Annotated in this window: 20 protein-coding genes and 1 pseudogene; 10 read left to right on the top strand and 11 right to left on the bottom strand. The window is 71.1% G+C overall.

The features are described from left to right. Positions 1–20: 20 nt before the first annotated feature. From rlmN to AC067N_RS19850, 5 genes are all read left to right on the top strand, one after another. Complete coding sequence (rlmN, locus tag AC067N_RS19870; RefSeq protein ID WP_478680212.1) at positions 21–1,127, top strand: dual-specificity RNA methyltransferase RlmN; 1,107 nt, start codon at positions 21–23, stop codon at positions 1,125–1,127. Between the two features lie 276 nt (positions 1,128–1,403). Further along, positions 1,404–2,483, top strand: coding sequence for a thiamine ABC transporter substrate-binding protein (locus tag AC067N_RS19865; protein ID WP_478680211.1), 1,080 nt, complete (start codon positions 1,404–1,406; stop codon positions 2,481–2,483). Beyond that, on the top strand, positions 2,459–4,201 hold the full coding sequence (locus AC067N_RS19860; protein WP_478680210.1) for an ABC transporter permease: 1,743 nt from the start codon (positions 2,459–2,461) through the stop codon (positions 4,199–4,201). The genes AC067N_RS19865 and AC067N_RS19860 overlap by 25 nt, the downstream gene beginning before the upstream one ends. Then, the gene (locus AC067N_RS19855; RefSeq protein WP_478680209.1) at positions 4,201–5,235 is read left to right on the top strand and encodes an ABC transporter ATP-binding protein; all 1,035 of its coding nucleotides are present in this window, start codon (positions 4,201–4,203) and stop codon (positions 5,233–5,235) included. Before AC067N_RS19860 ends, AC067N_RS19855 begins: the two co-directional genes overlap by 1 nt. A gap of 11 nt (positions 5,236–5,246) precedes the next feature. Beyond that, a complete protein-coding gene (locus tag AC067N_RS19850; RefSeq protein WP_478680208.1) occupies positions 5,247–6,062 on the top strand; it encodes a maleylpyruvate isomerase family mycothiol-dependent enzyme in 816 nt (271 codons plus the stop codon). 112 nt (positions 6,063–6,174) lie between these two features. Here the strand turns inward: AC067N_RS19850 and AC067N_RS19845 are convergent, their stop codons facing one another. The 7 genes and pseudogenes from AC067N_RS19845 to AC067N_RS19815 all read right to left on the bottom strand — a co-directional run bounded on the left by AC067N_RS19845 (position 6,175) and on the right by AC067N_RS19815 (position 13,193). Then, positions 6,175–6,867 carry an LAETG motif-containing sortase-dependent surface protein gene (locus AC067N_RS19845; RefSeq protein ID WP_478680207.1) on the bottom strand — a complete coding sequence of 231 codons (693 nt, stop codon included), beginning with the start codon at positions 6,865–6,867 and terminating at the stop codon, positions 6,175–6,177. A 194-nt stretch (positions 6,868–7,061) separates the two neighbouring features. Then, entirely contained in the window at positions 7,062–8,186 is a 1,125-nt protein-coding gene (locus AC067N_RS19840; protein ID WP_478680206.1) for an LOG family protein, read from the bottom strand. 30 nt (positions 8,187–8,216) lie between these two features. Next, positions 8,217–8,624 (bottom strand): VOC family protein, encoded by a 408-nt coding sequence (locus AC067N_RS19835; RefSeq protein WP_478680205.1) that lies wholly within the window; start codon positions 8,622–8,624, stop codon positions 8,217–8,219. 152 nt (positions 8,625–8,776) lie between these two features. Next, a complete protein-coding gene (locus AC067N_RS19830; protein ID WP_478680204.1) occupies positions 8,777–10,063 on the bottom strand; it encodes a hypothetical protein in 1,287 nt (428 codons plus the stop codon). 302 nt (positions 10,064–10,365) lie between these two features. Beyond that, positions 10,366–11,085 (bottom strand): annotated as a pseudogene (locus tag AC067N_RS19825) (ABC transporter ATP-binding protein); the annotation flags it as partial. A gap of 187 nt (positions 11,086–11,272) precedes the next feature. Further along, positions 11,273–12,637 carry an aspartate aminotransferase family protein gene (locus AC067N_RS19820; RefSeq protein ID WP_478680203.1) on the bottom strand — a complete coding sequence of 455 codons (1,365 nt, stop codon included), beginning with the start codon at positions 12,635–12,637 and terminating at the stop codon, positions 11,273–11,275. A 19-nt stretch (positions 12,638–12,656) separates the two neighbouring features. Continuing rightward, positions 12,657–13,193: an Lrp/AsnC family transcriptional regulator gene (locus tag AC067N_RS19815; RefSeq protein ID WP_478680202.1), complete on the bottom strand. Its 537-nt coding sequence runs from the start codon at positions 13,191–13,193 to the stop codon at positions 12,657–12,659. A gap of 179 nt (positions 13,194–13,372) precedes the next feature. Here AC067N_RS19815 and AC067N_RS19810 point away from each other — a divergent pair, with 179 nt between their 5' ends. From AC067N_RS19810 to AC067N_RS19800, 3 genes are all read left to right on the top strand, one after another. Then, entirely contained in the window at positions 13,373–14,809 is a 1,437-nt protein-coding gene (locus tag AC067N_RS19810) for a gamma-aminobutyraldehyde dehydrogenase (RefSeq protein WP_478680201.1), read from the top strand. Positions 14,810–14,942: 133 nt separating this feature from the next. Continuing rightward, complete coding sequence (locus AC067N_RS19805) at positions 14,943–16,136, top strand: polyamine ABC transporter substrate-binding protein (protein ID WP_478680200.1); 1,194 nt, start codon at positions 14,943–14,945, stop codon at positions 16,134–16,136. Between the two features lie 348 nt (positions 16,137–16,484). Then, positions 16,485–17,294, top strand: coding sequence for an SGNH/GDSL hydrolase family protein (locus AC067N_RS19800; RefSeq protein ID WP_478680199.1), 810 nt, complete (start codon positions 16,485–16,487; stop codon positions 17,292–17,294). A gap of 51 nt (positions 17,295–17,345) precedes the next feature. On the opposite strand, the gene AC067N_RS19795 is transcribed toward AC067N_RS19800, so the two are convergent. Further along, positions 17,346–17,921: a PadR family transcriptional regulator gene (locus tag AC067N_RS19795; RefSeq protein WP_478680198.1), complete on the bottom strand. Its 576-nt coding sequence runs from the start codon at positions 17,919–17,921 to the stop codon at positions 17,346–17,348. 135 nt (positions 17,922–18,056) lie between these two features. Between AC067N_RS19795 and AC067N_RS19790 the strand changes: the two genes are divergently transcribed. After that, entirely contained in the window at positions 18,057–18,449 is a 393-nt protein-coding gene (locus AC067N_RS19790) for a nuclear transport factor 2 family protein (RefSeq protein ID WP_478680197.1), read from the top strand. A 109-nt stretch (positions 18,450–18,558) separates the two neighbouring features. On the opposite strand, the gene AC067N_RS19785 is transcribed toward AC067N_RS19790, so the two are convergent. Then, the gene (locus AC067N_RS19785) at positions 18,559–19,218 is read right to left on the bottom strand and encodes a YceI family protein (protein WP_478680196.1); all 660 of its coding nucleotides are present in this window, start codon (positions 19,216–19,218) and stop codon (positions 18,559–18,561) included. Between the two features lie 304 nt (positions 19,219–19,522). Here AC067N_RS19785 and AC067N_RS19780 point away from each other — a divergent pair, with 304 nt between their 5' ends. Further along, entirely contained in the window at positions 19,523–20,050 is a 528-nt protein-coding gene (locus tag AC067N_RS19780) for a hypothetical protein (RefSeq protein WP_478680195.1), read from the top strand. 77 nt (positions 20,051–20,127) lie between these two features. Here the strand turns inward: AC067N_RS19780 and AC067N_RS19775 are convergent, their stop codons facing one another. Both AC067N_RS19775 and AC067N_RS19770 read right to left on the bottom strand, forming a co-directional pair. Continuing rightward, positions 20,128–20,814: a glycerophosphodiester phosphodiesterase gene (locus AC067N_RS19775; RefSeq protein ID WP_478680374.1), complete on the bottom strand. Its 687-nt coding sequence runs from the start codon at positions 20,812–20,814 to the stop codon at positions 20,128–20,130. 26 nt (positions 20,815–20,840) lie between these two features. After that, positions 20,841–21,959 carry an adenosine deaminase gene (locus AC067N_RS19770; RefSeq protein WP_478680194.1) on the bottom strand — a complete coding sequence of 373 codons (1,119 nt, stop codon included), beginning with the start codon at positions 21,957–21,959 and terminating at the stop codon, positions 20,841–20,843. Positions 21,960–22,046 lie beyond the last annotated feature (87 nt).

The following is a 22,046-nucleotide window of genomic DNA, read 5'->3' as shown; positions in this document are numbered from 1 at the left end:
TCTGCGACACTGGGAGGGTTATGCCTGCACCCGGAGAACTCACATTCGTCGCCCCTCGCGGAGCCAAGAAGCCGCCGCGGCACCTTGCCGATCTCACGCCCGCCGAGCGCAAGGACGCGGTGGCGGCGATCGGGGAGAAGCCGTTTCGTGCCAAACAGCTCTCGCAGCACTACTTCGCGCGGTACGCGTACGCCCCGGAGCAGTGGACCGACATCCCCGCCGGTGCGCGCACCAAGCTCCAGGAGGCGCTGCTTCCGGAGTTGATGACGGTCGTCCGGCATCTGTCGACGGACCAGGACACCACCCGCAAGACGCTGTGGCGGCTGTTCGACGGGACGCTCGTCGAGTCGGTGCTGATGCGGTACCCGGACCGGGTCACCATGTGCATCAGCTCGCAGGCCGGGTGCGGTATGAACTGCCCGTTCTGCGCCACCGGGCAGGCCGGGCTCGACCGGAACCTGTCCACCGCCGAGATCGTCCACCAGATCGTGGACGGGATGCGGGCGCTCCGCGACGGGGAGATCCCCGGCGGGCCCGCTCGGCTCTCCAACATCGTCTTCATGGGTATGGGCGAGCCGCTGGCGAACTACAACCGGGTCGTCGGCGCCATCCGCCGGCTCACCGACCCGGAGCCGGACGGGCTCGGGCTCTCGCAGCGCGGGATCACCGTGTCGACGGTCGGGCTGGTGCCGGCCATCCACCGGTTCGCCGACGAGGGCTTCAAGTGCCGACTCGCGATCTCGCTGCACGCCCCCGACGACGAGCTGCGCGACACCCTCGTACCGGTCAACACCCGGTGGAAGGTGCGCGAGGTCCTCGACGCCGGATGGGAGTACACCGCGAGGTCCGGGCGGCGGCTGTCCATCGAGTACGCGCTGATCCGGGACATCAACGACCAGGCGTGGCGGGGTGACCGGCTGGGCCGGCTGCTCAAGGGCAGGCCGGTGCACGTCAACCTCATCCCGCTGAACCCGACGCCCGGCTCGAAGTGGACCGCGTCGCGGCCCGAGGACGAGAAGGCGTTCGTGGAGGCCATCGCCGCCCACGGGGTACCGGTGACCATCCGGGACACCCGGGGCCAGGAGATCGACGGGGCCTGCGGCCAGCTCGCGGCCACCGAGCGGTAGCCGGCCCTTACGGGGCAGCGCCGGCGGCCGGGACCGGCAGGAGTCGGAATCCGGCCACGGGGTAGGGTGACCTTCGTACACATCTTCATATTCCGACAGGGGAGCGCCACAGCGCTGAGAGTGCGGCATCCAGGCCGCAGACCCTCTGAACCTCGCCCAGGTCATTCTGGGTAGGAAGTTCGGTCTTCACTCAAGCTGTTGCGCCCTGCCCGGGAACCCGCCGAGGAGTCCCGGGCAGGGCCGCGTCTCTTCCTGGTCACCCCCAGGAGGACATCAGTGCACATCAGAACGTTCGTCGCCGCGGCCGTCGGCCTCGGGATCGTCACGCTGTCCGCGTGCGGTTCGTCGTCGTCCGGCGACACAGCGTCGGGCGGCTCCAAGACCGTCACCCTCGTCAGCCACGGCTCCTTCGGCTATTCCAAGGACGTGCTGAAGGCGTTCGAGAAGGAGTCCGGCTACAAGGTCAAGGTCCTCGACGGCGGGGACGCCGGCCAGGCCGTCAACCAGGCGATTCTCACCAAGGACAACCCGCAGGGCGACGTCTTCTTCGGTGTCGACAACACGCTGCTGTCCCGCGCGCTCGACAACGGCCTCTTCCAGCCCTACGAGGCGAAGGGGCTCGACAAGGTCGGCGCCGTGTACCAGCTCGACAAGGACGAGCACCGGGTCACGCCGATCGACTTCGGTGACATCTGCGTCAACTACGACAAGGCGTACTTCAGCGAGAAGAAGATCGAGCCGCCCCAGTCGTTCGACGACCTGATCAAGCCCGAGTACAAGGACCTGCTCGTCACCGAGAACGCCTCCACCTCCTCGCCCGGCCTCGGATTCGTCCTCGGTACGGCCGCGCAGTACGGCGATGGGGGCTGGCAGAGTTACTGGAAGAAGCTCAAGGCCAACGGCGTCAAGGTCGTCGACGGCTGGGAGCAGGCCTACTACCAGGAGTTCTCCGGCTCCACCGACGGCAAGAAGGCCGGCGGCGACCGGCCGCTCGTCGTGTCGTACGCCTCCTCGCCGCCCGCCGAGGTCATCTACGCCAAGCCGCGCCCGAAGACCGCGCCCACCGGCGTCGCCACCGGCACCTGCTTCCGGCAGGTCGAGTTCGCGGGGCTGCTGAGCAACGCGCGGAACGCCGAGGGCGGCAAGGCGCTCATCGACTTCCTGATCTCGAAGAGGTTCCAGGAGGACATGCCGCTCAACATGTTCGTGTACCCGGTCCTCGAAGGCGCGTCCGTGCCCGCCGAGTTCACGGAGTACGGCCCGGCCGCGAAGGACCCGGAGACCATGGCGCCGGCGAAGATCGCCGAGAACCGTGACGAATGGGTCAAGTCATGGACCTCGCTCGTACTGAAGTAGTGAAGGAGCATCCCGGGCCGGCGAAAGCCGTGCCCCGGCGGGGACCCCGTAGGGGGAGCGCGGCGCGGCTCGGGCTGATGGCCCTGCCCGTCGCGTTCTTCGGGGTGTTCTTCGCCTACCCCGTCGCCGCGATCGTCGTACGGGGACTGAAGAGCGAGGACCGCGGGGGAGGCTGGCAGTTCGGGCGGATCGCGGAGGTACTGGGGGACTCCGGGATCCGGCACGTGCTGTGGTTCACCACCTGGCAGGCGCTGGTCTCGACCGCGCTCACCCTGCTGATCGCGCTCCCCGGCGCGTATGTGTTCGCGCGCTTCGACTTCAGGGGCAAGGATGTGCTGCGGGCGGTCGTGACCGTGCCCTTCGTGCTGCCGACCGTGGTCGTCGGTACGGCGTTCCTGGCACTCGTCGGGCGTGGCGGGCTGCTCGACGAGCTGTGGGGCGTTCGGCTGGACACCACCGTTTGGGCGATTCTGCTCGCACATGTGTTCTTCAACTATGCGGTCGTCGTACGGACCGTCGGGGGTTTGTGGGCGCAGCTCGACCCGCGGCAGGAGGAGGCGGCGCGCATGCTCGGGGCGTCCTCGCTCGCCGCCTGGCGGAAGGTGACCCTGCCGGCTCTCGCCCCCGCCGTGGCCGCCGCCGCCCTGATGGTGTTCCTCTTCACCTTCACCTCGTTCGGTGTGGTGCAGATCCTCGGCGGGCCGACCTTCTCCACGCTCGAAGTGGAGATCTACCGGCAGACCTCGGAGATCTTCGACCTGACGACGGCCGCCGTGCTGACGCTCGTGCAGTTCGTGGCGGTCGGGCTGATCCTCGCCGTGCACGCCTGGACGGTGCGGCGGCGGGAGACCGCGCTCCGGCTGGTCGACGCGTCGCAGACGGCACGGCGGCCCCGCGGGGCCGGGCAGTGGGCACTGCTGGCCGGGGTCCTCACCACGGTGGTCCTGCTGATCCTGCTGCCGCTGGGCGTGCTGGTCCAGCGGTCGCTCGACGCGCCGGGGTTCGGCTACTACCGGGAGCTGACCAACGACGACAGCGGGATCTTCCTGGTGGCGCCGATCGAGGCGATCGGCAACTCGCTCGGTTACGCCTGCGCCGCGACCGCCATCGCCGTCCTCGTGGGCGGGCTCGCGGCGGCAGCCCTCACCCTGCGCTCCCGCCCCCGCGAGAACGGCAGGACCTCCCCGACGGACCGGCTCGTACGAGGCTTCGACGCGCTGCTCATGCTGCCGCTCGGGGTGTCCGCCGTGACCGTCGGCTTCGGTTTCCTGATCACGCTGGACGAACCGCCGCTCGACCTGCGCAGCTCCTGGATCCTGGTACCCCTCGCCCAGGCCCTGGTCGGCGTCCCCTTCGTCGTACGGACCATGCTGCCCGTGCTGCGGGCGGTGGACCAACGGCTGCGGGAGGCGGCGGCCGTGCTCGGGGCGTCGCCGTGGCGGGTGTGGCGCGAGGTCGACCTGCCGCTCGTACGGCGGGCGCTGCTGGTCGCGGCCGGGTTCGCCTTCGCCGTGTCACTCGGTGAGTTCGGGGCGACCGTGTTCATCGCGCGCGCCGACAACCCGACGCTGCCGGTCGCCGTGGCCCGGCTGCTCGGACGGCCCGGCGACCTCAACTACGGCCAGGCCATGGCCCTTTCCACGATTCTGATGGTGGTGTGCGCGGTGGCCCTGCTGGTGCTTGAGCGCCTCCGCACCGATCGCACGGGGGAGTTCTGATGTTGCTGAGGATCGAGGGCGCGACCGTACGGTTCGACGGGCGTGCCGTGCTCGACGGGGTCGATCTGCAGGTGGCCGAGCACGAGATCGTGTGCGTGCTGGGGCCGAGCGGCAGCGGCAAGTCGACCCTGCTGCGGGCGGTCGCCGGGCTCCAGCCCCTCGACGGCGGACGAGTGTCCCTGGACGGGCGCGACCAGTCGGGCGTCCCGGCGCACAAGCGCGGCGTGGGCCTGATGTTCCAGGACCATCAGCTCTTCCCGCAGCGGGACGTCGCCGGCAACGTCGCCTTCGGGCCGCGGATGCACGGCGCCGCCAAGGGCGAACGAGCCGTTCGCGTAAGGGAGTTGCTGGAGCTGGTCGGGCTGCCGGGGGCCGCGCGCCGCCGGGTCGGGGAGCTGTCCGGCGGCGAGCAGCAGCGGGTCGCGCTGGCCCGGGCTCTCGCGCCCCGCCCCCGGCTGCTCATGCTCGACGAACCCCTCGGCCAGTTGGACCGCTCGCTGAGAGAACGACTGGTCGTCGAACTCCGCCAGCTGTTCGCAGAGTTGGGCATGACCGTACTGGCGGTCACGCACGACCAGGGGGAGGCGTTCGCGCTGGCCGACCGGGTCGTGGTGATGCGGGACGGGCGAATCGCCCAGTCCGGTACGCCCCTGGAGGTGTGGCAGCACCCGGCGGACGAGTTCGTGGCCCGTTTCCTCGGCTTCGACAACGTGGTCGACGCGACGGTGTCGGGGCAGGCCGCCGCCACCCCCTGGGGCAAGGTGCCGGTGCCCGAGGGCTCGCCGCAGGGGCCGGGCGCACTGCTGGTGCGGCCCGCCGGGGTACGGCTGGTCGACGCCGCCGACGGGCTGCGCTGCACCGTGGCCGCGCGAACCTTCCGGGGCACCCATGTCGCCGTCCACCTGCAGCCCGAGGGCGCCCCGCGCCTGGAGGCGGCATGCGCGCTGCGCGACGCGCCGGAGCCCGGCGACCAGGTGGGCGTGGCCTTCGACGCCGCCGAAATCCTCGTGCTCGGCGGCTCCCCGGACGCGTAGGGTCCGACGTCATGACGCTGCGTACACAGGATTCCCGGGCCCGCCATGACCGCTACTGCGCCGAGATCGAGCGCCAGGTCAGGCAGTTGAGGGAGGTCGTGACCGCCGGCGCGGACCTGGCGGCGGCCGTGCCGACCTGCCCCGACTGGTCGCTGGAACAGCTCGTCCGGCATACCGGCGGCTCCCTGCGCTGGGTGGAACTCAACGTACGGACCCGGGCGGAGGAAGAAGTGCCCGAGGAGCGGGTGCCGCTGTACGAAGGCCCCGAGAAGCGGGGCGACCCGGCCGCACTGGACGCCTGGCTCGCGGAGTCCGGGGAGGCGCTCCTCGCCACGCTGCGGGAGGCCGGGCCCGAGGCGCCGGTGTGGTCCTGGGGCTGGGAGCGGACCGCGGGGTTCTGGGCCCGCCGGATGACCCATGAGCTGGTCGTCCACCGGGCCGACGCGACGCTCGCCGCCGGGCTGCCGTACGAGGTGGCGCCGGAGATCGCAGCCGACGCGATCGACGAGTGGCTGGAGATCGTCCAGTTCGTCCAGCGAACCATGCCGCACGACGCCGCCGGCGACCTGCGCGGCCGCGGCCACGGCATCCACCTCCACGCCACGGACACCATGGCCGACGTGAACGCCGAGTGGTTCGTCGAGCTCACCGAGGACGGCGTGCGCTGGCGGCGAGGCCACGAGAAGGCGACCGTCACGCTGCGCGGCCCGCTCACCGAGGTGCTGCTCGCCTTCTACCGCCGACTGCCGCCGGACGGCGGTCGGCTGGAGGTGCTGGGCGACCGGGAGCTGCTGGACTTCTGGCTGGAGCGGGCGACGTTCGGGTGAGGTGAGCCGCTGGTCCCAGCCGTGCGGGCGAGCCGTTGGTGTGCGGCTCCCCGACGCGCGTGCGGCCCGCGCCCCTCACCGCGGCGCGGGCCGCACGGCCGTACGGGGCAGGTCAGCGCATGGAGGATCCGCGGCGCCGCGTGCTGTAGTACACGGCGCCTGCGCCGAGGACGGCGAGGGCCGCCGCGCCACCGGCTATGAGACCGGTGGGGGAGCCGGCACCGGTCTCCGCGAGGTTGGAGTCGCCCTCGGGCGAGGGGAGGTTGTCGTCGTCGCCCGAACCCGCGGGCGGGGTGGTCTCCGAGGCCGGCGGTGCGGGGGACCGCCTGGCCTCGGAAGGCTCCTTCTTCGCTGGCTTGTCGGGGCTTTCGGAGGGGGCGGACGGGGCGGACGGCGTGTCGTCCGCCTTCTTGCAGGACTCGTCGGGTGCGACCAGGATCGGCAGGTCGTCGTCGACGTACTTGTCCGCCGTGATGTGGATGCGGTACTCGGCCCTCGGCTTCCACTTCTCGTCGAAGGTGATGGTCACACCCTCGGCGGTCGAGTCCTCGATGACCTGGGTGCCGACCCTGCGCAGGTCGGCACCGTTGTTCTCCAGGTAGACGGTGACCTCTGCCGTGACGCCCAGCGGGTCCACGTCGGTCACGCGGATGACGCCCTTGCCGCCGTCGCACTCCGCCACGGCGGAGAAGTCCTTGATGCTGCTGGCCATGGCATTGCCCGCGACGCCGAGCACGAGCACGGCGGAACCGGAGGCGACACCGAGACAACGCGCTGCGCGCGCGATGCGGGGAGATGTGGACACGTTTGCCCTTCACGGGGAGCACAGGGGAGTGGGGGGTGACGGAGGCGCCGCCGGCGAGGCGGCTTCCCCATGTGCCTCACAGGTTTATAAGCGCGCCATAAGTACTGTCAATCCGAAGAAGTGTCCGAGCCGTTGGCTTTGCCCGGTGCCGAACACCCCACACGTTCGATCCCGGTTCGCCGCGTACCGCACCCTCACCCCTGGAGCCGCTCCAGCGCTTGAGGCGCGTCCTCGATCCGGTCGACCAGGGCGATCCGCGACTCCATGGAACGGGCACGGGCCAGGGAGCGGAGGAGGGGCCAGGTGGGCAGCTTCTCCGTCCAGTGGGCGCGGTCGACGAGGACCATGGGGGTGGGCTCGCCGCGGGACTCGTAGTAGTTGGGGGTGGCGTTGTCGAAGATCTCCTGCACCGTGCCGGCGGCGCCGGGGAGGAAGACGACCCCGTGGTCGCAGCGGGCGAGGAGGCCGTCCTCGCGGGTCGCGTTGGCGAAGTACTTGGCGATGTGGGAGGCGAAGGGGTTCGGCGGCTCATGGCCGTAGAACCAGGTGGGGATGCCCACGGAGGTGCCGCCCCCGGGCCAGCGGGCGCGCACCTCGAAGGCGGCGCTCGCCCATTCGGTGATCGACGGCGTGAACGTCGGTGCGGTCGCCAGCAGTTTGAGGGCGTCGGCGAGCATCCCGTCGTCGTACGGGGCGGCGTAGGCGCCCAGGTTGGCGGCCTCCATCGCGCCCGGACCGCCGCCGGTGGCGACCGTGAGACCGGAGCGGGCCAGGCTGCGGCCGAGGTGGGCGGCACCCTCGTACGCCGCGGTGCCGCGGGCCATCGCGTGGCCGCCCATCACCCCCACCACCCGTGCGCCCACGAGGAGTTCGTCGAGTGCGTCGGAGACGGAGTCGTCGTGGACGGCGCGCAGCGTGGAGGCGAAGACGTCCCGGTCGGCCTTGGTCCGCTGGAGCCAGGCGTACGAGCGGGCGTCCGGCGTCGCCTCGTAACCGCCGTCGGACAGGGACGCGAAGAGCTCGTCGGGGGAGTAGAGCAGACCGCGGTACGGGTCGAAGGGCAGATCCGGTATGGGCGGGAAGACCAGGGCGCCGTCCGCGCGGATCTTCGCCGCCGCGTCGTCGCGCATCGGGCAGCCGAGGAAGACGGCGCCCGCCGCGTCGGTGGCGAGCAGTTCGCGCGTACGGTCCGTCAGGTCGACGCCCTGGACGCGGTACCCGCTGAGGGAGCCGCGTGCCGAGACGGTCGCGTCGAACTCCTCGATCGTCTCGATCTCGCGGTCGTCGTGGTGGGCCGCGTGGGCGGGCATCGTCTGCACCCGCCCATGCTAGGGCCCTGCTCCCGGCCCTCAGCCCTCGATGACATCGGGGTTCATCCACACGACTTCCCAGGTGTGGCCGTCGAGGTCGTCGAAGGCGCGGCCGTACATGAAGTCCATGTCCTGGATCTTCTCCGAGGCGGTACCGCCGGCGGCGACCGCCTTCTCCACGAGTTCGTCCACCTTCTCGCGGCTCTCGGCACTCAGACACAGCAGCACCTCGCTGGTCCGGGTGGCGTCCGCGATCTCCTTCCTGGTGAAGGTCGCGTAGAACGGCTTGGTGAGCAGCATCGCCACGATGGTGTCGCTGATCACCACCGAGGCGGCGTTCTCATCGCTGAACCGGGGGTTGATCGAGTACCCGAGCTCCGTGAAGAACTTCTTGGAGGCGTCGAGGTCGTTCACGGGCAGGTTCACGAAGATCATCTGCTGGTACATGCGAGTCTCTCCCGTAGGCGTCGGTCGGTCCGTCGTGGGTCTCGGTCCGTTCGCAGGGGTAGACCGGGGCTCCCCGCGAAACTCATCGCCGGCCGAGGTCTTTCTTCGTACGGGTTCTCCGGCGCCCCTCGAAGCCGACGCGGGACCGCGCTTCAGGAGGCCAGCGGAACCGCCGCCAGCTCCGCGACCGTCCAGGTCAGCGGGCCGAAGACGGCGAGCAGCGCGCCCGTGCGGAGCAGGGCCGCCCGGCGGGGCAGGGCGGCGGGCGCCCCCAGTCGCAGCAGCGCGGTCGTGGTGTCGGCGCGCGCCTGGCGGACCTCCACGGCGGCCGTGGCGAGGGTGAGAACGGTGCAGCCGGCCACGACGAGGGCGCCCAGCACGGTGAGCGGACCGACGGTGGGGCGCGGGCCGGAGGCGGACAGCGTCACCATGGCGTACGCCCCGGAGGCCACCGCGCACACCACCCCCACCGGACGACCGATCCGCCTGGCCTCCGCCTGCAGTACCCGCCCGGACAGCAGCCGCAGCGCCCCCGGCCGCACGGCCTGGAGCAGCCGGCCGGTGAGGTGGGTGAGCCCGGGGCCGACCAGGACCAGCCCCACAGCGGTCAGCAGCCAGCCGCCGAGCACCCCGGCGGGGCTGTCGGCGACGCCGCCGGGGAGCGTGAGGGCCGAGCCGGCGTCGGACTGACCGGCGTAGGTCTCGGTGGCGAGGCCGACGGCGAGCACGGCGATGCCCCACGGAAGGCCGCCGGGCGCGGGGCGCGGGGCCGCCGGCCGGAGGGCCTCGGGGGTCGTGGGGGCCTCCTCCTCGGGCTCCGGCTCCTCCTCGAACCTTGTCGCACCCGCCGGTTCCAGGACCCGGCGGCGGACGTCGAAGGTGTCGTACGCCATGAAACGCGTCCTGGGGCCGGCGGATCGGGGCCGGGGGTCCTTGGGGCGCAGGATCAGCGCCGTCGTCACCGAGGCCGCGACCGGTACCAGGGCGAGCAGGGTGAGGGCGGCCGGCAGGGGCAGGGGCCGGCCGGCGGCGAGGACGTCGGCGGCGGAGCCGTCGAAGGGCATGCCGGTGAGATCGCCGCGCAGATGCAGGAAGACGAGCAGGGCGAGCAGGGAGCCGAGGGTGGTGGACAGGGCCGTCGTCACGGCCGAGACGGCCATGAGACGGACGGGGCCGAGACCGACGGCGGAGAGGCCGGGGCGCGGCCGGGTGCCGGGGTCGGTGCGGGCGACCGCCACGGCGAAGTGGACCGTGGCGGCGGCGGGTACGAGGCACCAGAGCAGTCGGAGCACCGAGCCGGAGGGGGCGTGCGGGTGGGACAGGGCGTGCCCGAGGGCGCACAGCAGCAGGAAGCCCGTGCCGCCGGACGCCGCGGCGACCAGCAGCCGGCGGAGCTGGACGACCGGGTGGGCCCGGCGGGCTAGGCGGAGAGCGAGCACGCGGTCCGGCCTCCTCCCCCGGCGGTGGGCGGGGCTTCGCCGCCCTGCGCGGGGTGTCCGGTGCCCGGAGTGGGGAGGCCGCTGCCCGGGGTGGGGTGTCCGGTGTCCTCGGCGGCTGCCCGGCGACGTCCCTCCGCCCTGGGCCGGCCTTCGTTGTCGACGGTGGCCCGCAGCTCGCCGCCGGTGGCTGATCGCGTGTCGCCGGCGGTGGTCACGGCGTCCCGTGCGGCACCGGCCGGTGCTTCTCCTCGCGGGGCGGGGCGGCTCCTGCCCCCGGTGGCCGTTCGGCGGTCCGCCCCCGGTGCGGGCCTTGGGGCTCTGTCGGCCGCGGACGGGAGATGGACGGTCTTCACGCCGCGGCCGTCGAGCAGGGCGACCGTGCGGTCGGCGAGGGCGGCTGCCTCCGCGTCCTGGGTGGCGAGGACGACCGTGATGTCGTGGGAGCGGGCGGCCGTGGTGAGGGTGCGCAGCACATGGGAGCGCTCGGCACGGTGCAGCGGGGCGGTCGGCTCGTCGGCGAAGAGCACGGTGGGCGCGGCGACCAGCGCACGGGCGACGACCACCCGCTGGCGCTCTGACTGCAGCAGGGCGTGCGGCCGCTTGCGGGCCGCGTCGCGGATGTCGAGGCGCTCCAGCCACTCCAGGGCGGATGCCTTGGCGGCCCTGCGGCCCGCTCCGCGCAGCATCAGCGGCAGGGCGGTGTTCTCCCAGGCGTTCAGCTCGGGGACCAGCACGGGTTCCGGGTCGATCCAGCCGAAGCGGTCACGGCGCAGCCGCTCCCGCGAGACCGGCCCCATGGTGTGCAGCGGGATGCTGTTGAACCACACCTCGCCCTGCTGGGGCCGCAGCTGTCCGGACAAGCAGCGCAGGAGCGTGGTCTTGCCGCTGCCGCGCGGACCGGTCACGGCGACGATCTCGCCCACCCGTACGCCCAGCGACACGCCTTGCAGCGCGGGCGAGCCGTCGTGGGCGTAGGTCAGACCACGCGCCCAGAGCACGTCGTTGTCCGGTGGGGCCACCATGGGCGTACACCTCGGTTCGGATCAGGGATTGCCGTGGGGAGTCCCCGTCCGGGGGAACGAAAGCAGGGCTGATCGGTTACCGGGCACGCTAGGCCGGGGGGTGGCGGGGCCGGACGGCACGCGGCCCGGGACGCCTCCATCTCACTCGGACGGGGGCATCCCGGGCCGTTCGCGGCGCCGGAGGCGATTACAGCAGGGTCCACGCCTCCGTCAGCGTGGCGCGCAGGATCTGCTCGATCTCGTCGAAGGTCGACTGGTCGGAGATCAGCGGCGGGGCGAGCTGGATGACCGGGTCGCCCCTGTCGTCGGCGCGGCAGTACAGACCGTTCTCGAACAGCTTCTTCGACAGGAAGCCGTAGAGGACCCGCTCGGTCTCGTCGTCGTCGAAGCTCTCCTTCGTCGCCTTGTCCTTGACCAGCTCGATTCCGTAGAAGTAGCCGTTGCCGCGGACGTCGCCGACGATCGGCAGGTCGTGGAGCTTCTCCAGCGTCGAGCGGAACGCCCCCTCGTTGTCGAGGACGTGCTGGTTGAGACCCTCGCGCTCGAACAGGTCGAGGTTGGCGAGGCCGACGGCCGCGGAGACCGGGTGGCCGCCGAAGGTGTAGCCGTGCAGGAAGGTGTTGTCGCCCTTGTAGAAGGGCTCGGCTATGCGGTCGGAGATCACGCAGGCGCCGATCGGGGAGTAGCCCGAGGTCATGCCCTTGGCGCAGGTGATCATGTCCGGGACGTAGCCGAACTTGTCGCAGGCGAACGTCGTGCCGAGTCGGCCGAAGGCGCAGATGACCTCGTCGGAGACGAGCAGCACGTCGTACTGGTCGCAGATCTCGCGGACCCGCTGGAAGTAGCCGGGCGGCGGTGGGAAGCAGCCGCCGGCGTTCTGCACGGGCTCCAGGAAGACGGCCGCGACGGTGTCCGGGCCCTCGAAGAGGATCTGCTGCTCGATCTGGTCGGCGGCCCACCGGCCGAAGGCCTCGGGGTCGTCGCCGAAGAGCGGGGCGCGGTAGATGTTGGTGTTCGGGACCTTGTGCGCGCCGGGGACCAGCGGCTCGAAGGGGGCCTTGAGGGCGGGCAGGCCGGTGATCGACAGGGCGCCCTGCGGGGTGCCGTGGTAGGCGACCGCGCGGGAGATGACCTTGTACTTGGTCGGCTTGCCGACGAGCTTGAAGTACTGCTTGGCGAGCTTCCAGGCGGTCTCGACCGCCTCGCCGCCGCCGGTGGTGAAGAAGACCTTGTTCAGGTCGCCGGGCGCGTGGTGGGCGAGGCGTTCGGCCAGCTCGACGGCCTTCGGGTGGGCGTAGGACCACACCGGGAAGAAGGCCAGCTCCTGCGCCTGCTTGAGCGCGGTCTCCGCGAGCTCGGTGCGGCCGTGGCCGGCCTGGACCACGAAGAGACCGGCGAGACCGTCGAGGTACCGCTTGCCCTTGTCGTCGTAGATGTACGTGCCCTCGCCCCGGACGATGGTGGGGACCGGGGAGTTCTCGTACGAGGACATGCGGGTGAAGTGCATCCACAGGTGGTCGTACGCGGTCTTGCTGAGGTCCTTGGGGCTCACGGCTATCGCGTCCTCACGGTTATCGGGTTCCCCACATATAGGTCTGCTTCTTGAGCTTGAGGTAGACGAAGCTCTCGGTGGAGCGCACGCCGGGCAGGGTCCGGATGCGCTTGTTGATCACCTCGAGCAGATGGTCGTCGTCCTCGCAGACGATCTCCACCATCAGGTCGAACGAGCCCGCGGTGATCACGATGTACTCGACCTCCGACATGGCCGTCAGCGCGTCCGCGACCGGATCGAGATCGCCGTCGACGTTGATGCCGAGCATCGCCTGCCGCCGGAAGCCCACGGTGAGCGGGTCGGTGACGGCGACGATCTGCATCACGCCCTGGTCCAGCAGTTTCTGGACGCGCTGGCGCACGGCCGCCTCGGAGAGGCCGACGGCCTTGCCGATCGCGGCGTACGGCCGGCGGCCGTCCTCCTGCAGCTGCTGGACGATGGCGAGGGAGACGGCGTCCAACTGGGGAGTGCCGTTCCTGGGCTCCTTCGAGTCCCTGCGGGGCTCGCGGGAGTCTCTCTGCTCTGCGCTTCGACTGGCCACGGCCACACTGTGCACGAGACATCGACAGTTCCGCAAGGCCAGATCGATGAAATTCGTTGTTTACGGCGTCGTAGCTTGCGGATTTCGCAGCGAGTCTGGTGTCAGGGGTGTTGAAAACGTCGGGCGGCGGACTAGGGTGGTGTCTCAAAGGATGGACAACCCCCATCTGGAACCCACATCTGGAGGGCACGGCAGTGAGCACCGAGCTGCGTCGTCTGCGTAACTACATCGACGGGGAGTTCCGCGACGCGGTCGACGGACGGACCACCGAGGTGGTCAACCCCGCGACCGGCGAGGCCTACGCGACCGCGCCCCTGTCCGGCGAGGCCGACGTCGACGCGGCCATGGCCGCGGCCGCGGCCGCGTTCCCCGGCTGGCGGGACACCACCCCGGCCGAGCGCCAGAAGGCCCTGCTCAAGATCGCGGACGCGTTCGAGGAGCGGGCCGAGGAACTCATCGCGGCCGAGGTGGAGAACACCGGCAAGCCGATCGGACTGACCCGGTCCGAGGAGATCCCGCCGATGGTCGACCAGATCCGCTTCTTCGCGGGCGCGGCCCGGATGCTGGAGGGCCGCTCGGCCGGCGAGTACATGGAGGGCATGACCTCGATCGTCCGCCGTGAGCCGGTCGGCGTCTGCGCCCAGGTCGCACCCTGGAACTACCCGATGATGATGGCCGTGTGGAAGTTCGCCCCGGCGATCGCCGCCGGCAACACGGTCGTCCTGAAGCCGTCGGACACCACGCCGGCGTCCACGGTCCTGATGGCCGAGATCATCGGGGCGATCCTCCCGAAGGGCGTCTTCAACGTCATCACCGGTGACCGTGACACGGGCCGCCTGATGGTCGAGCACCCGGTGCCCGCGATGGCGTCCATCACCGGTTCGGTACGGGCGGGCATGCAGGTCGCCGAGTCCGCGTCCAAGGACCTCAAGCGGGTCCACCTGGAGCTGGGCGGCAAGGCGCCGGTCGTCGTCTTCGAGGACACCGACATCGCCAAGGCCGTCGAGGACATCTCCGTGGCGGGCTTCTTCAACGCCGGGCAGGACTGCACGGCGGCCACGCGTGTGCTGGTGCAGGAGTCGATCCACGACGAGTTCGTGTCCGCGCTGGCCAAGGCCGCCGCCGACACGAAGACCGGGCAGCCGGACGACGAGGACGTCCTCTACGGGCCGCTGAACAACCCCAACCAGCTCAAGCAGGTCTCCGGGTTCATCGAGCGGCTGCCGGCGCACGCGCGTGTGGAGGCCGGGGGCAAGCAGGTCGGCGACAAGGGCTACTTCTTCGCGCCGACCGTCGTCTCCGGGCTGAAGCAGGACGACGAGATCATCCAGAAGGAGGTCTTCGGGCCGGTCATCACGGTGCAGTCGTTCAGCGACGAGGCCCAGGCGGTCGAGTGGGCGAACGGCGTCGAGTACGCCCTCGCGTCGTCCGTGTGGACCAGGGACCACGGGCGGGCGATGCGGATGTCCAAGGCGCTGGACTTCGGATGCGTGTGGATCAACACGCACATCCCGCTCGTCGCGGAGATGCCGCACGGCGGGTTCAAGAAGTCCGGGTACGGCAAGGACCTCTCGGGCTACGGGTTCGACGACTACACGCGGATCAAGCACGTGATGACGTCCCTGGACTGAGACGTCCCCGGACTGAGGCGTCCCCGGACTGAGGCGTCCCCGGACTGAGACGTCCCCGGACTGAGACGTCCCCGGGGCGGGCGCGGGGGCGTGCACGTTGCACGGGCCGGAGGTCGGGCGGCATGCTGCGGTGATGTTCGTACCGCGGGGCAACGGCCGTCCTCCATCCCGTCGTTCGGTCCTGCGCGCCCTCGGTTCCGGGGCGCTGGCCGGCGGGCTCGCCGGGTGCGGGGTGCCCGCCGCCTACGTGGCGCCCGGCGACCGGGCCGGAGCGGATCGGTCCGCCCGGGAGAAGCGGGTCAGCTGGGCGAACTGGCCGTTGTACATCGACACGGATGACGCGGACGAGTCGCGCAGGCCGACCCTGGACGCCTTCGAGCGGCGGACCGGCATCCGGGTCGACTACGTCGAGGAGATCAACGACAACGACGAGTTCTTCGGCAAGGTCGGCCCCGCGCTGATGAACCACCAGGACACCGGGCGCGATCTGATCGTGCTCAGCGACTGGATGTGCGCCCGGTTCGTACGGCTGGGCTGGGTGCAGGAGATGGACCGGGCGGCACAGCCGAACGTCACCGCCTACCTCGATCCGCAGCTGCGGTCGCCCGCCTTCGATCCGGGCCGCAGGTTCACCGTGCCGTGGCAGTCCGGGATCACCGGGATCGCCTACAACCGGCGGAGGACGGGCCGCGAGGTGCGCCGCCTCTCCGACCTGTGGGCCGACGACCTCAAAGGGCGCGTGACGCTGCTCTCCGGGCTGGACGAGGCGTTCGCGTTGCTGATGCAGGGCAACGGCGTCGATGTCACGCGCTGGACCGCGGACGACTTCCATGAGATCTGCGACCAGGTGGAGGCCCGCGTCCGCGGCGGCCACATCCGCCGCTTCACCGGCAACGACTACATCAAGGACCTGGCCTCCGGGGACGTCCTCGCCTGCCAGGCCTACTCCGGCGATGTGATCCAGCTTCAGGCGGACGACCCGGACATCGAGTTCGTCGTCCCCGAGGAGGGTGCCGAGCTGTGGTCGGAATCCCTGATGATCCCCAACCGGGCCGGGCACAAGAGCAACGCGGAACGCCTCGTCGACCACTACTACCATCCCGAGGTCGCCGCCCGACTGGCCGCCTGGGTGAACTACGTCTGCCCCGTACCGGCCGCCCGCGACGTCCTCGCCTCCGCCCCCGACGAGGAGACCGCCGCGCTCGCCGAGGACCCCCTGATCTTCCCCGACGGCACCCTGCGTTCCCGCCTCGCGATCGCGCGCGACATCACACCCGAGGAGCGCCCGGGTTTCGCCAGGCGGTGGAACGGGATCGTGGGGCTGTGATCCCGCGCCCCAGGCCGCGGGACGCCCGCCGTGCGGGGCGGACGCCGTGTGAGGGCCCGGCGGGCGTTTGTCCGCCGCCGGGTGCGAGACTATCTTCATAGTCAATAATGCACTTAGAGCTCCGCACAAGAGTGGAGCCCGGCTCGCGGCGTCTGGCACGCCCGCTCGCCGCGTTGCCGAAAGCCCCTGGTAGCCCCGCTAACAGGAGCTTCCGGCGCCTTGCGATCGCACGCACCAGACGCCGCGAGCTGATCGGCCTCCACTCTTGTTCGGAGCTCTTAGGTGCTTCGTTGCCTACAGCGGTGGTCCGCCCTTCCCGGGCGACGTTGACGAGGAGGCGGTCGGTCCGTGTCGAGCGGTGCGTATCTGCGGTACGTCGCCCTGGGGGACAGCCACACGGAGGGGGTCGGGGACGGCGACGACGTGCGCGGGCTCCGGGGGTGGGCGGACCGGCTGGCCGAGCGGGTCGCCGGGCACAGTCCCGGCCTGCTGTACGCCAATCTCGCCGTGCGCGGCCGCAAGGCGGGGGAGGTGCGTGCGGAGCAGCTCGCCCCGGCGCTCGCGATGCGGCCCGACCTCGCCACCGTGGTGGCCGGTGTCAACGACGTGCTGCGCCCCGGCTGCGACCTCGACGAGGTGGCCGGCCACCTGGAGGCGATGTTCGCCGCGCTCACCGCGCAGGGAGCCACGGTCGCGACGCTCATGTCTCCCGACGTGGGGCGCATCACGCCGCTGGCCCGCCCGATCGGCCGTCGGGTCCTCGCGCTCAACGAGCGCGTCCGGGAGGCCGCCGCACGGCACGGCGTGGTGGTGGCGGAGACGGCCGCGCACCCGGTGGTGACCGACCCCCGCCTGTGGAGTGCCGACCGGCTGCACGCCGGTCCGCTCGGCCATGCCCGTATCGCGGACGCCGTCGCGCACGCGCTCGGCCTGCCCGGCAGCGACGACCGCTGGACGCTGCCGCTGCCGGACGACGGGGCGGGACCCTCGGTGCTGCGGACCATGGGTGCCGAACTGCGCTGGGCGGGCGGTTTCCTCGGCCCCTGGCTCGTCCGCCGGCTCCGCGGCCGGTCCTCCGGCGACGGACGCCGGCCCAAGCGCCCCGACCTGCTGCCGGTGGTCGGCGGCGAACCTCTGGGCAGTCACCTGGTTGAGTAGTCGACGAAGTGAACTTCGTGGCCGGGCGGGCGGGCGGCCGGCGGGCCGCGGTCAGCCATCGGCGCGGAGCGCGGCCGCGCGCTGGTCGAGGCGGCGGAGCGCCATGTCTCCCCACTGGAGGTTCTCCCGCTCGAAGGACATGCCGCGCAGCAGGGTGAGATAGGGGCCGATGCGCTCGGCCTCGGCGAAGTACGCCTCCTCCGAGCGTCCGTCGAGCAGGCGTCGGCGGAGCCGTTCGTAGCGGGCCAACTTGGCCGTGGCCCACTCCATGCGCTCGGCGACGGCCTTGCGGACGGCCTCGATGTCGCCCGCGTCCACGCACTGCACCTTGACCATCAACTCGTCCCGGATCGCGGACGGTTTGCCCAGGGGTTCGACGGTGTAGGCGTGCACGGCCGCGCGCCCGGCCGCCGTCAGGGAGAACAGCCGCTTGTTGGGGCGGCGTTCCTGCTCGATGACACGGGCGACGACCAGCCCTTCGGCCTCCATGCGTTCCAGCTCCCGGTAGAGCTGCTGCGGGGTCGACATCCAGAAGTTGGCGACCGACGCGTCAAACGCCTTCGCGAGGTCGTACCCGGACGCCTCGCCCTCCAGCAGGGCGGCCATCACCGCGTTCCGCAAAGCCATGGGCAGACGCTAACACCGGTGCTGACTGATCAAGGAAGTGACGGACTGCCGCTCCCCATGCTGTGGACATGGCCCCGGACGACCTCTAGCCTCCCCCTCACATAGACAATTTATTGAGTATGAGAGGTCCGGCTTATGCATCCCTTCCGCAAGGCCGTCGAGAGCGGCGACATGGACGCCGTCGCCGCTCTGCTGGCGGACGACGTCGTCTTCACCAGCCCCGTCGCCTTCAAGCCGTACGCGGGCAAGGCCATCACCGCCGCGATCCTGCGCGGGGTGTCCCGCGTCTTCGAGGACTTCGCCTATGTCCGCGAGATCGCCAACCCGGACGGGCGCGACCACGCGTTCGTGTTCACCGCCACGGTGTCCGGCAAGCGGCTCCAGGGCTGCGACTTCCTGCACTTCGACGAGCACGGCAGGATCGACGAGTTCACGGTGATGGTGCGACCGCTCTCGGCCGCCCAGGCGCTTTCCGAGGCCATGGGCGCCCAGTTCGAGCAGATCGCACGAGAGGCCGCCGGGGAGTGACCGCCGGGGAGTGACCGGCGAGGGGCGACCGGCGGGGCCGGCGGATGAGTCCCCCGGTGTCCGCCGGACCGCCCGGGGCGAGGGCCCCGGGCGGCTCCGTCGCGTCCTCTCAGGCGCCGGGGAACTGGCGGATGGCGGCGAGGTCGAACTGCAGGCGGACCTTCTCGCTGACCATGGCGCCGCCCTCGGCGAGCCGCTGGTTGTAGGTCAGGCCCCATTCGGAACGGTTGATCGTGGTCGTGCCGTCGAAGCCGACCCGCTCGTATCCGAAGGGGTCGACGACATGGCCGATGTAGGTGAGTTCGAGGTCGACGGAACGGGTGACGTTCTTGATCGTGAGGTCGCCGGTCATGCGGTAGACATCGTTGCCGACGAGGTGGACCGCGGTGCTCGCGAAGCGCATACGGGGATATGCCGCGGCATCGAGAAAGTCGCGGCCGACCAGATGGGCGTCGCGTTGTTCCACTCCGGTGTCGACGGATGCGGTGGACAGAAGGATCTCGGCCTGCGAGCGGGACGGGTCACGGCCGTCGAAATAGAGCCGGCTCTCGTACTGCGTGAAAGCTCCGCGCACGGTCGTCACCAGGGCATGGCGGACGGAGAAACCGATACGGCTGTGCGCCCGGTCGATGATCCATTCTCCGGTCAGCCTCGCCAGTGCGGGATCCGGTGTGCCGGTGTCGGCGAACGCCGTTGATTGGTGGGGGAGTTGTCGGGCAGTGGGGGGAGCCGGGCGGCGCAGGGACGCAGCACGGTTGAACAGGTTCATGATTCACGTAACTACGGCAGTCGGGAAAGGGCCGCAAGTCTTCTTCAAGGGCCGCGCACACGGTCATCACGAATCGCCCCTCTCATTCGCCTGCTATTCGCCGTAATTCGTCGAACGGCGGGCGGGTCGCGAAAAGCGGGAGGAATCGCCTTATTGCCCCCCGGAGGCATTCGGTGCTCTCGGCTCCACGACGGCCTCGCGTCGCTTCTCCGCCGCCCGCTCGGCGGGTCGCGCTGTCCGCTCGCCCGCTCCAGGGGTTCGGGGTGCTTTTGAACGTGTTCAAGTCCAGGCGTACGCTCCTGGCATGAGCGACAGAGCCGCCCTGGTGAGGGGCATCCGCGCGTGGCTGGTCTTCTTCGTCGTCTGTCTGGTGCTGAGCGGTGCCACGGCGTTCCCGCTCGTCCACGAGCTGCGCTGGACCGAGGAGTTGATGCGATCGCTGTCCGTCGGGGACCACCTGCCCGGACTCATGGAGTGGATCGGGCGGGTGCGCGCCGGGCTGGACGAGGCCGACGCCGAGTACCCGTTCCTGCTGTACGGCACGGACTGGCTGGCCTTCGCGCACCTCGTGATCGCGGTCGCCTTCCACGGGCCGTACCGCGACCCCGTGCGCAACATCTGGGTGGTCGAGGTCGGGATGATCGCCTGCGCGGGGATCATCCCGCTGGCTCTGATCTGCGGGCCGATCCGGGGCATCCCCTTCTGGTGGTCGCTGATCGACATGTCGTTCGGGGTGTTCGGCGTGATCCCGCTCTACGTCGTGTGGAAGCGGATCAAGCGGCTGGAGTCTCTGGCGCCGGTGTCGGAGCCGGGCGTGGCGGCGGCGGGCTGAGCCCGGCCGCGTCCCCCTCGACGGTGACGCCGATGCCGACGACGTCGTGAGGGCGGCGCGATACGGCTGTGCGGTCGTCAGTTCCCGTTCCGCAGCGCGCACAGTGTGTCGACGCGGTTCGTGGTGATGGAGTCGACCCCGAGTGCCGCCAGCCGCCGCATCGAGCGGCGGGTGTCCGGCGTCCAGACGGACAGCAGATAGCCGTCACGGTGGACGCGGTCCACGAGGGCCCGGCTCACCAGCCCGAAGCGGTAGTTGAGCCAGCGGGGCCCCACGGCGTCGAGGAGGGCCGGGCGGGGCGGGGCGAGGGTCTTCCAGGTGAGGGCGAGCTCGGCGGCGGGAGCGGCGGCCCGTACCGCGAGCAGGGTGTCGGCCCCGGCGCTGTAGTACACCCGCTCCTGCGCTCCGCACTCCCGTACGACGCCCACCACCTGCCGTATCGCCCGGGGGTCGGCCGCACCCGGCAGGTCGACCATCACCCGGCTGTCCCCGGTGACGGCCAGCGCCTCGGCCAGCGTCGGCACGCCGTCGGCCGTGAGCCCGCGCAACTCCGCGGAGGAGAGCGCCGCCAGCGGCCGGTCCAGCTCCCACAGCCGCTTCAGCGTGGAGTCGTGGAGCAGGACCGGCACGCCGTCACGGGTCGTCCGTACGTCGAACTCGACGGCGTCCGCGCCCAGCGCCAGTCCCGCCCGCAGGGAGTCCAGGGTGTTCTCGCGGTGGCGGTACGGGGCGCCGCGGTGGGCCACGGCGGTGACGGTGCGCAGAGGGTTCATGGTGCTTCCGGTGCGGGTCAGGGGGCGAGCCAGGCCGAGGTGTAGGTGTCGATCTCGGCGGCCAGCCGTGCCTTGCCGGGCTCGTCGAGGAACGCCGCCTCCACCGCGTTCTTCGCGAGCGCGGCCAGCCCTTGCTCGTCGAGGTCGAGGAGGCGCGCGGCGACCGCGTACTCGGTGTTGAGGTCGGTGCCGAACATCGGCGGGTCGTCGGAGTTCACGGTCACCAGGACCCCGGCCCGCACGAACTCCTTGATGGGGTGCTCGTCGAGGGTACGGACCGCGCGCGTCGCTATGTTCGACGTGGGGCAGACCTCCAGGGCGATCCGGTGCTCGGCGAGATGTGCGAGCAGCTCCGGGTCCCTGGCGGAACTCGTGCCGTGTCCGATGCGCTCCGCGCGCAGTTCGTTGATCGCGTCCCAGACCGTCTCCGGGCCGGTGGTCTCTCCGGCGTGCGGGACGGAGTGCAGTCCGGCCGCGATGGCCTTGTCGAAGTGCGGCTTGAACCAGGGCCTCGGCACGCCGACCTCCGGCCCGCCGAGCCCGAACGACACGAGGCCCTCCGGGCGCAGCCGGTCGTCGGTGGCGAGCCGGACGGTCTCGTCGGCCGACACCAGTCCCGCCTCGCCGGGGATGTCGAAGCACCAGCGCAGTACGGTCCCGAACTCGGCCTCGGCCGCCTTGCGCGCGTCCTCGATCGCGTCCATGAACGCCCGCTCGTCGATGCCGCGACGGGTCGAGGAGTACGGCGTGATGGTCAGCTCGGCGTACCGCACCTGCTGCCGGGCCAGGTCCCTGGCCACCTCGTACGTCAGCAGCCGGACGTCCTCCGGGGTGCGGATCAGGTCGACGACGGACAGATAGACCTGGATGAAGTGGGCGAAGTCGGTGAACGTGAAGTAGTCCGCCAGCGCCTCGGGGTCGGTCGGCACCTTGGAGTCGGGGTGGCGGGCGGCGAGTTCGGAGACGATCCGGGGGGAGGCGGAGCCGACGTGGTGCACATGCAGTTCGGCCTTGGGCAGGCCGGCGATGAAGGCGTGCAGGTCGCGGGCGCCGGAGCCGCCGGGCGCGGTGGAGGTGCCGGAGGCGCCGGGGGCGGGCGCGACGGGTCCGCCGGGCGCGGTGCGGTGGTCGGTCAAGGTTCCTCCCGGGAACGGCGTCCGGCCCGGACCGAGATCGTCGTCGGGGGACGCGGGTGATCGGCTGATCGAAGACTCGGGGATCAT

Source organism: Streptomyces sp. NPDC042364 (assembly GCF_056437585.1).
This window is presented reverse-complemented; position numbering and strand designations above follow the sequence as displayed.

Bases quoted from the DNA above. Each gene is read 5' to 3' on its own strand.
- rlmN (WP_478680212.1), top strand. From the start codon at position 21: ATGCCTGCACCCGGAGAACTCACATTCGTCGCCCCTCGCGGAGCCAAG.
- AC067N_RS19860 (WP_478680210.1), top strand. From the start codon at position 2,459: ATGGACCTCGCTCGTACTGAAGTAGTGAAGGAGCATCCCGGGCCGGCG.
- AC067N_RS19855 (WP_478680209.1), top strand. From the start codon at position 4,201: ATGTTGCTGAGGATCGAGGGCGCGACCGTACGGTTCGACGGGCGTGCC.
- AC067N_RS19850 (WP_478680208.1), top strand. From the start codon at position 5,247: ATGACGCTGCGTACACAGGATTCCCGGGCCCGCCATGACCGCTACTGC.
- AC067N_RS19835 (WP_478680205.1), bottom strand. From the start codon at position 8,624: ATGTACCAGCAGATGATCTTCGTGAACCTGCCCGTGAACGACCTCGAC.
- AC067N_RS19805 (WP_478680200.1), top strand. From the start codon at position 14,943: ATGTTCGTACCGCGGGGCAACGGCCGTCCTCCATCCCGTCGTTCGGTC.
- AC067N_RS19795 (WP_478680198.1), bottom strand. From the start codon at position 17,921: ATGGCTTTGCGGAACGCGGTGATGGCCGCCCTGCTGGAGGGCGAGGCG.
- AC067N_RS19790 (WP_478680197.1), top strand. From the start codon at position 18,057: ATGCATCCCTTCCGCAAGGCCGTCGAGAGCGGCGACATGGACGCCGTC.
- AC067N_RS19785 (WP_478680196.1), bottom strand. From the start codon at position 19,218: ATGAACCTGTTCAACCGTGCTGCGTCCCTGCGCCGCCCGGCTCCCCCC.
- AC067N_RS19780 (WP_478680195.1), top strand. From the start codon at position 19,523: ATGAGCGACAGAGCCGCCCTGGTGAGGGGCATCCGCGCGTGGCTGGTC.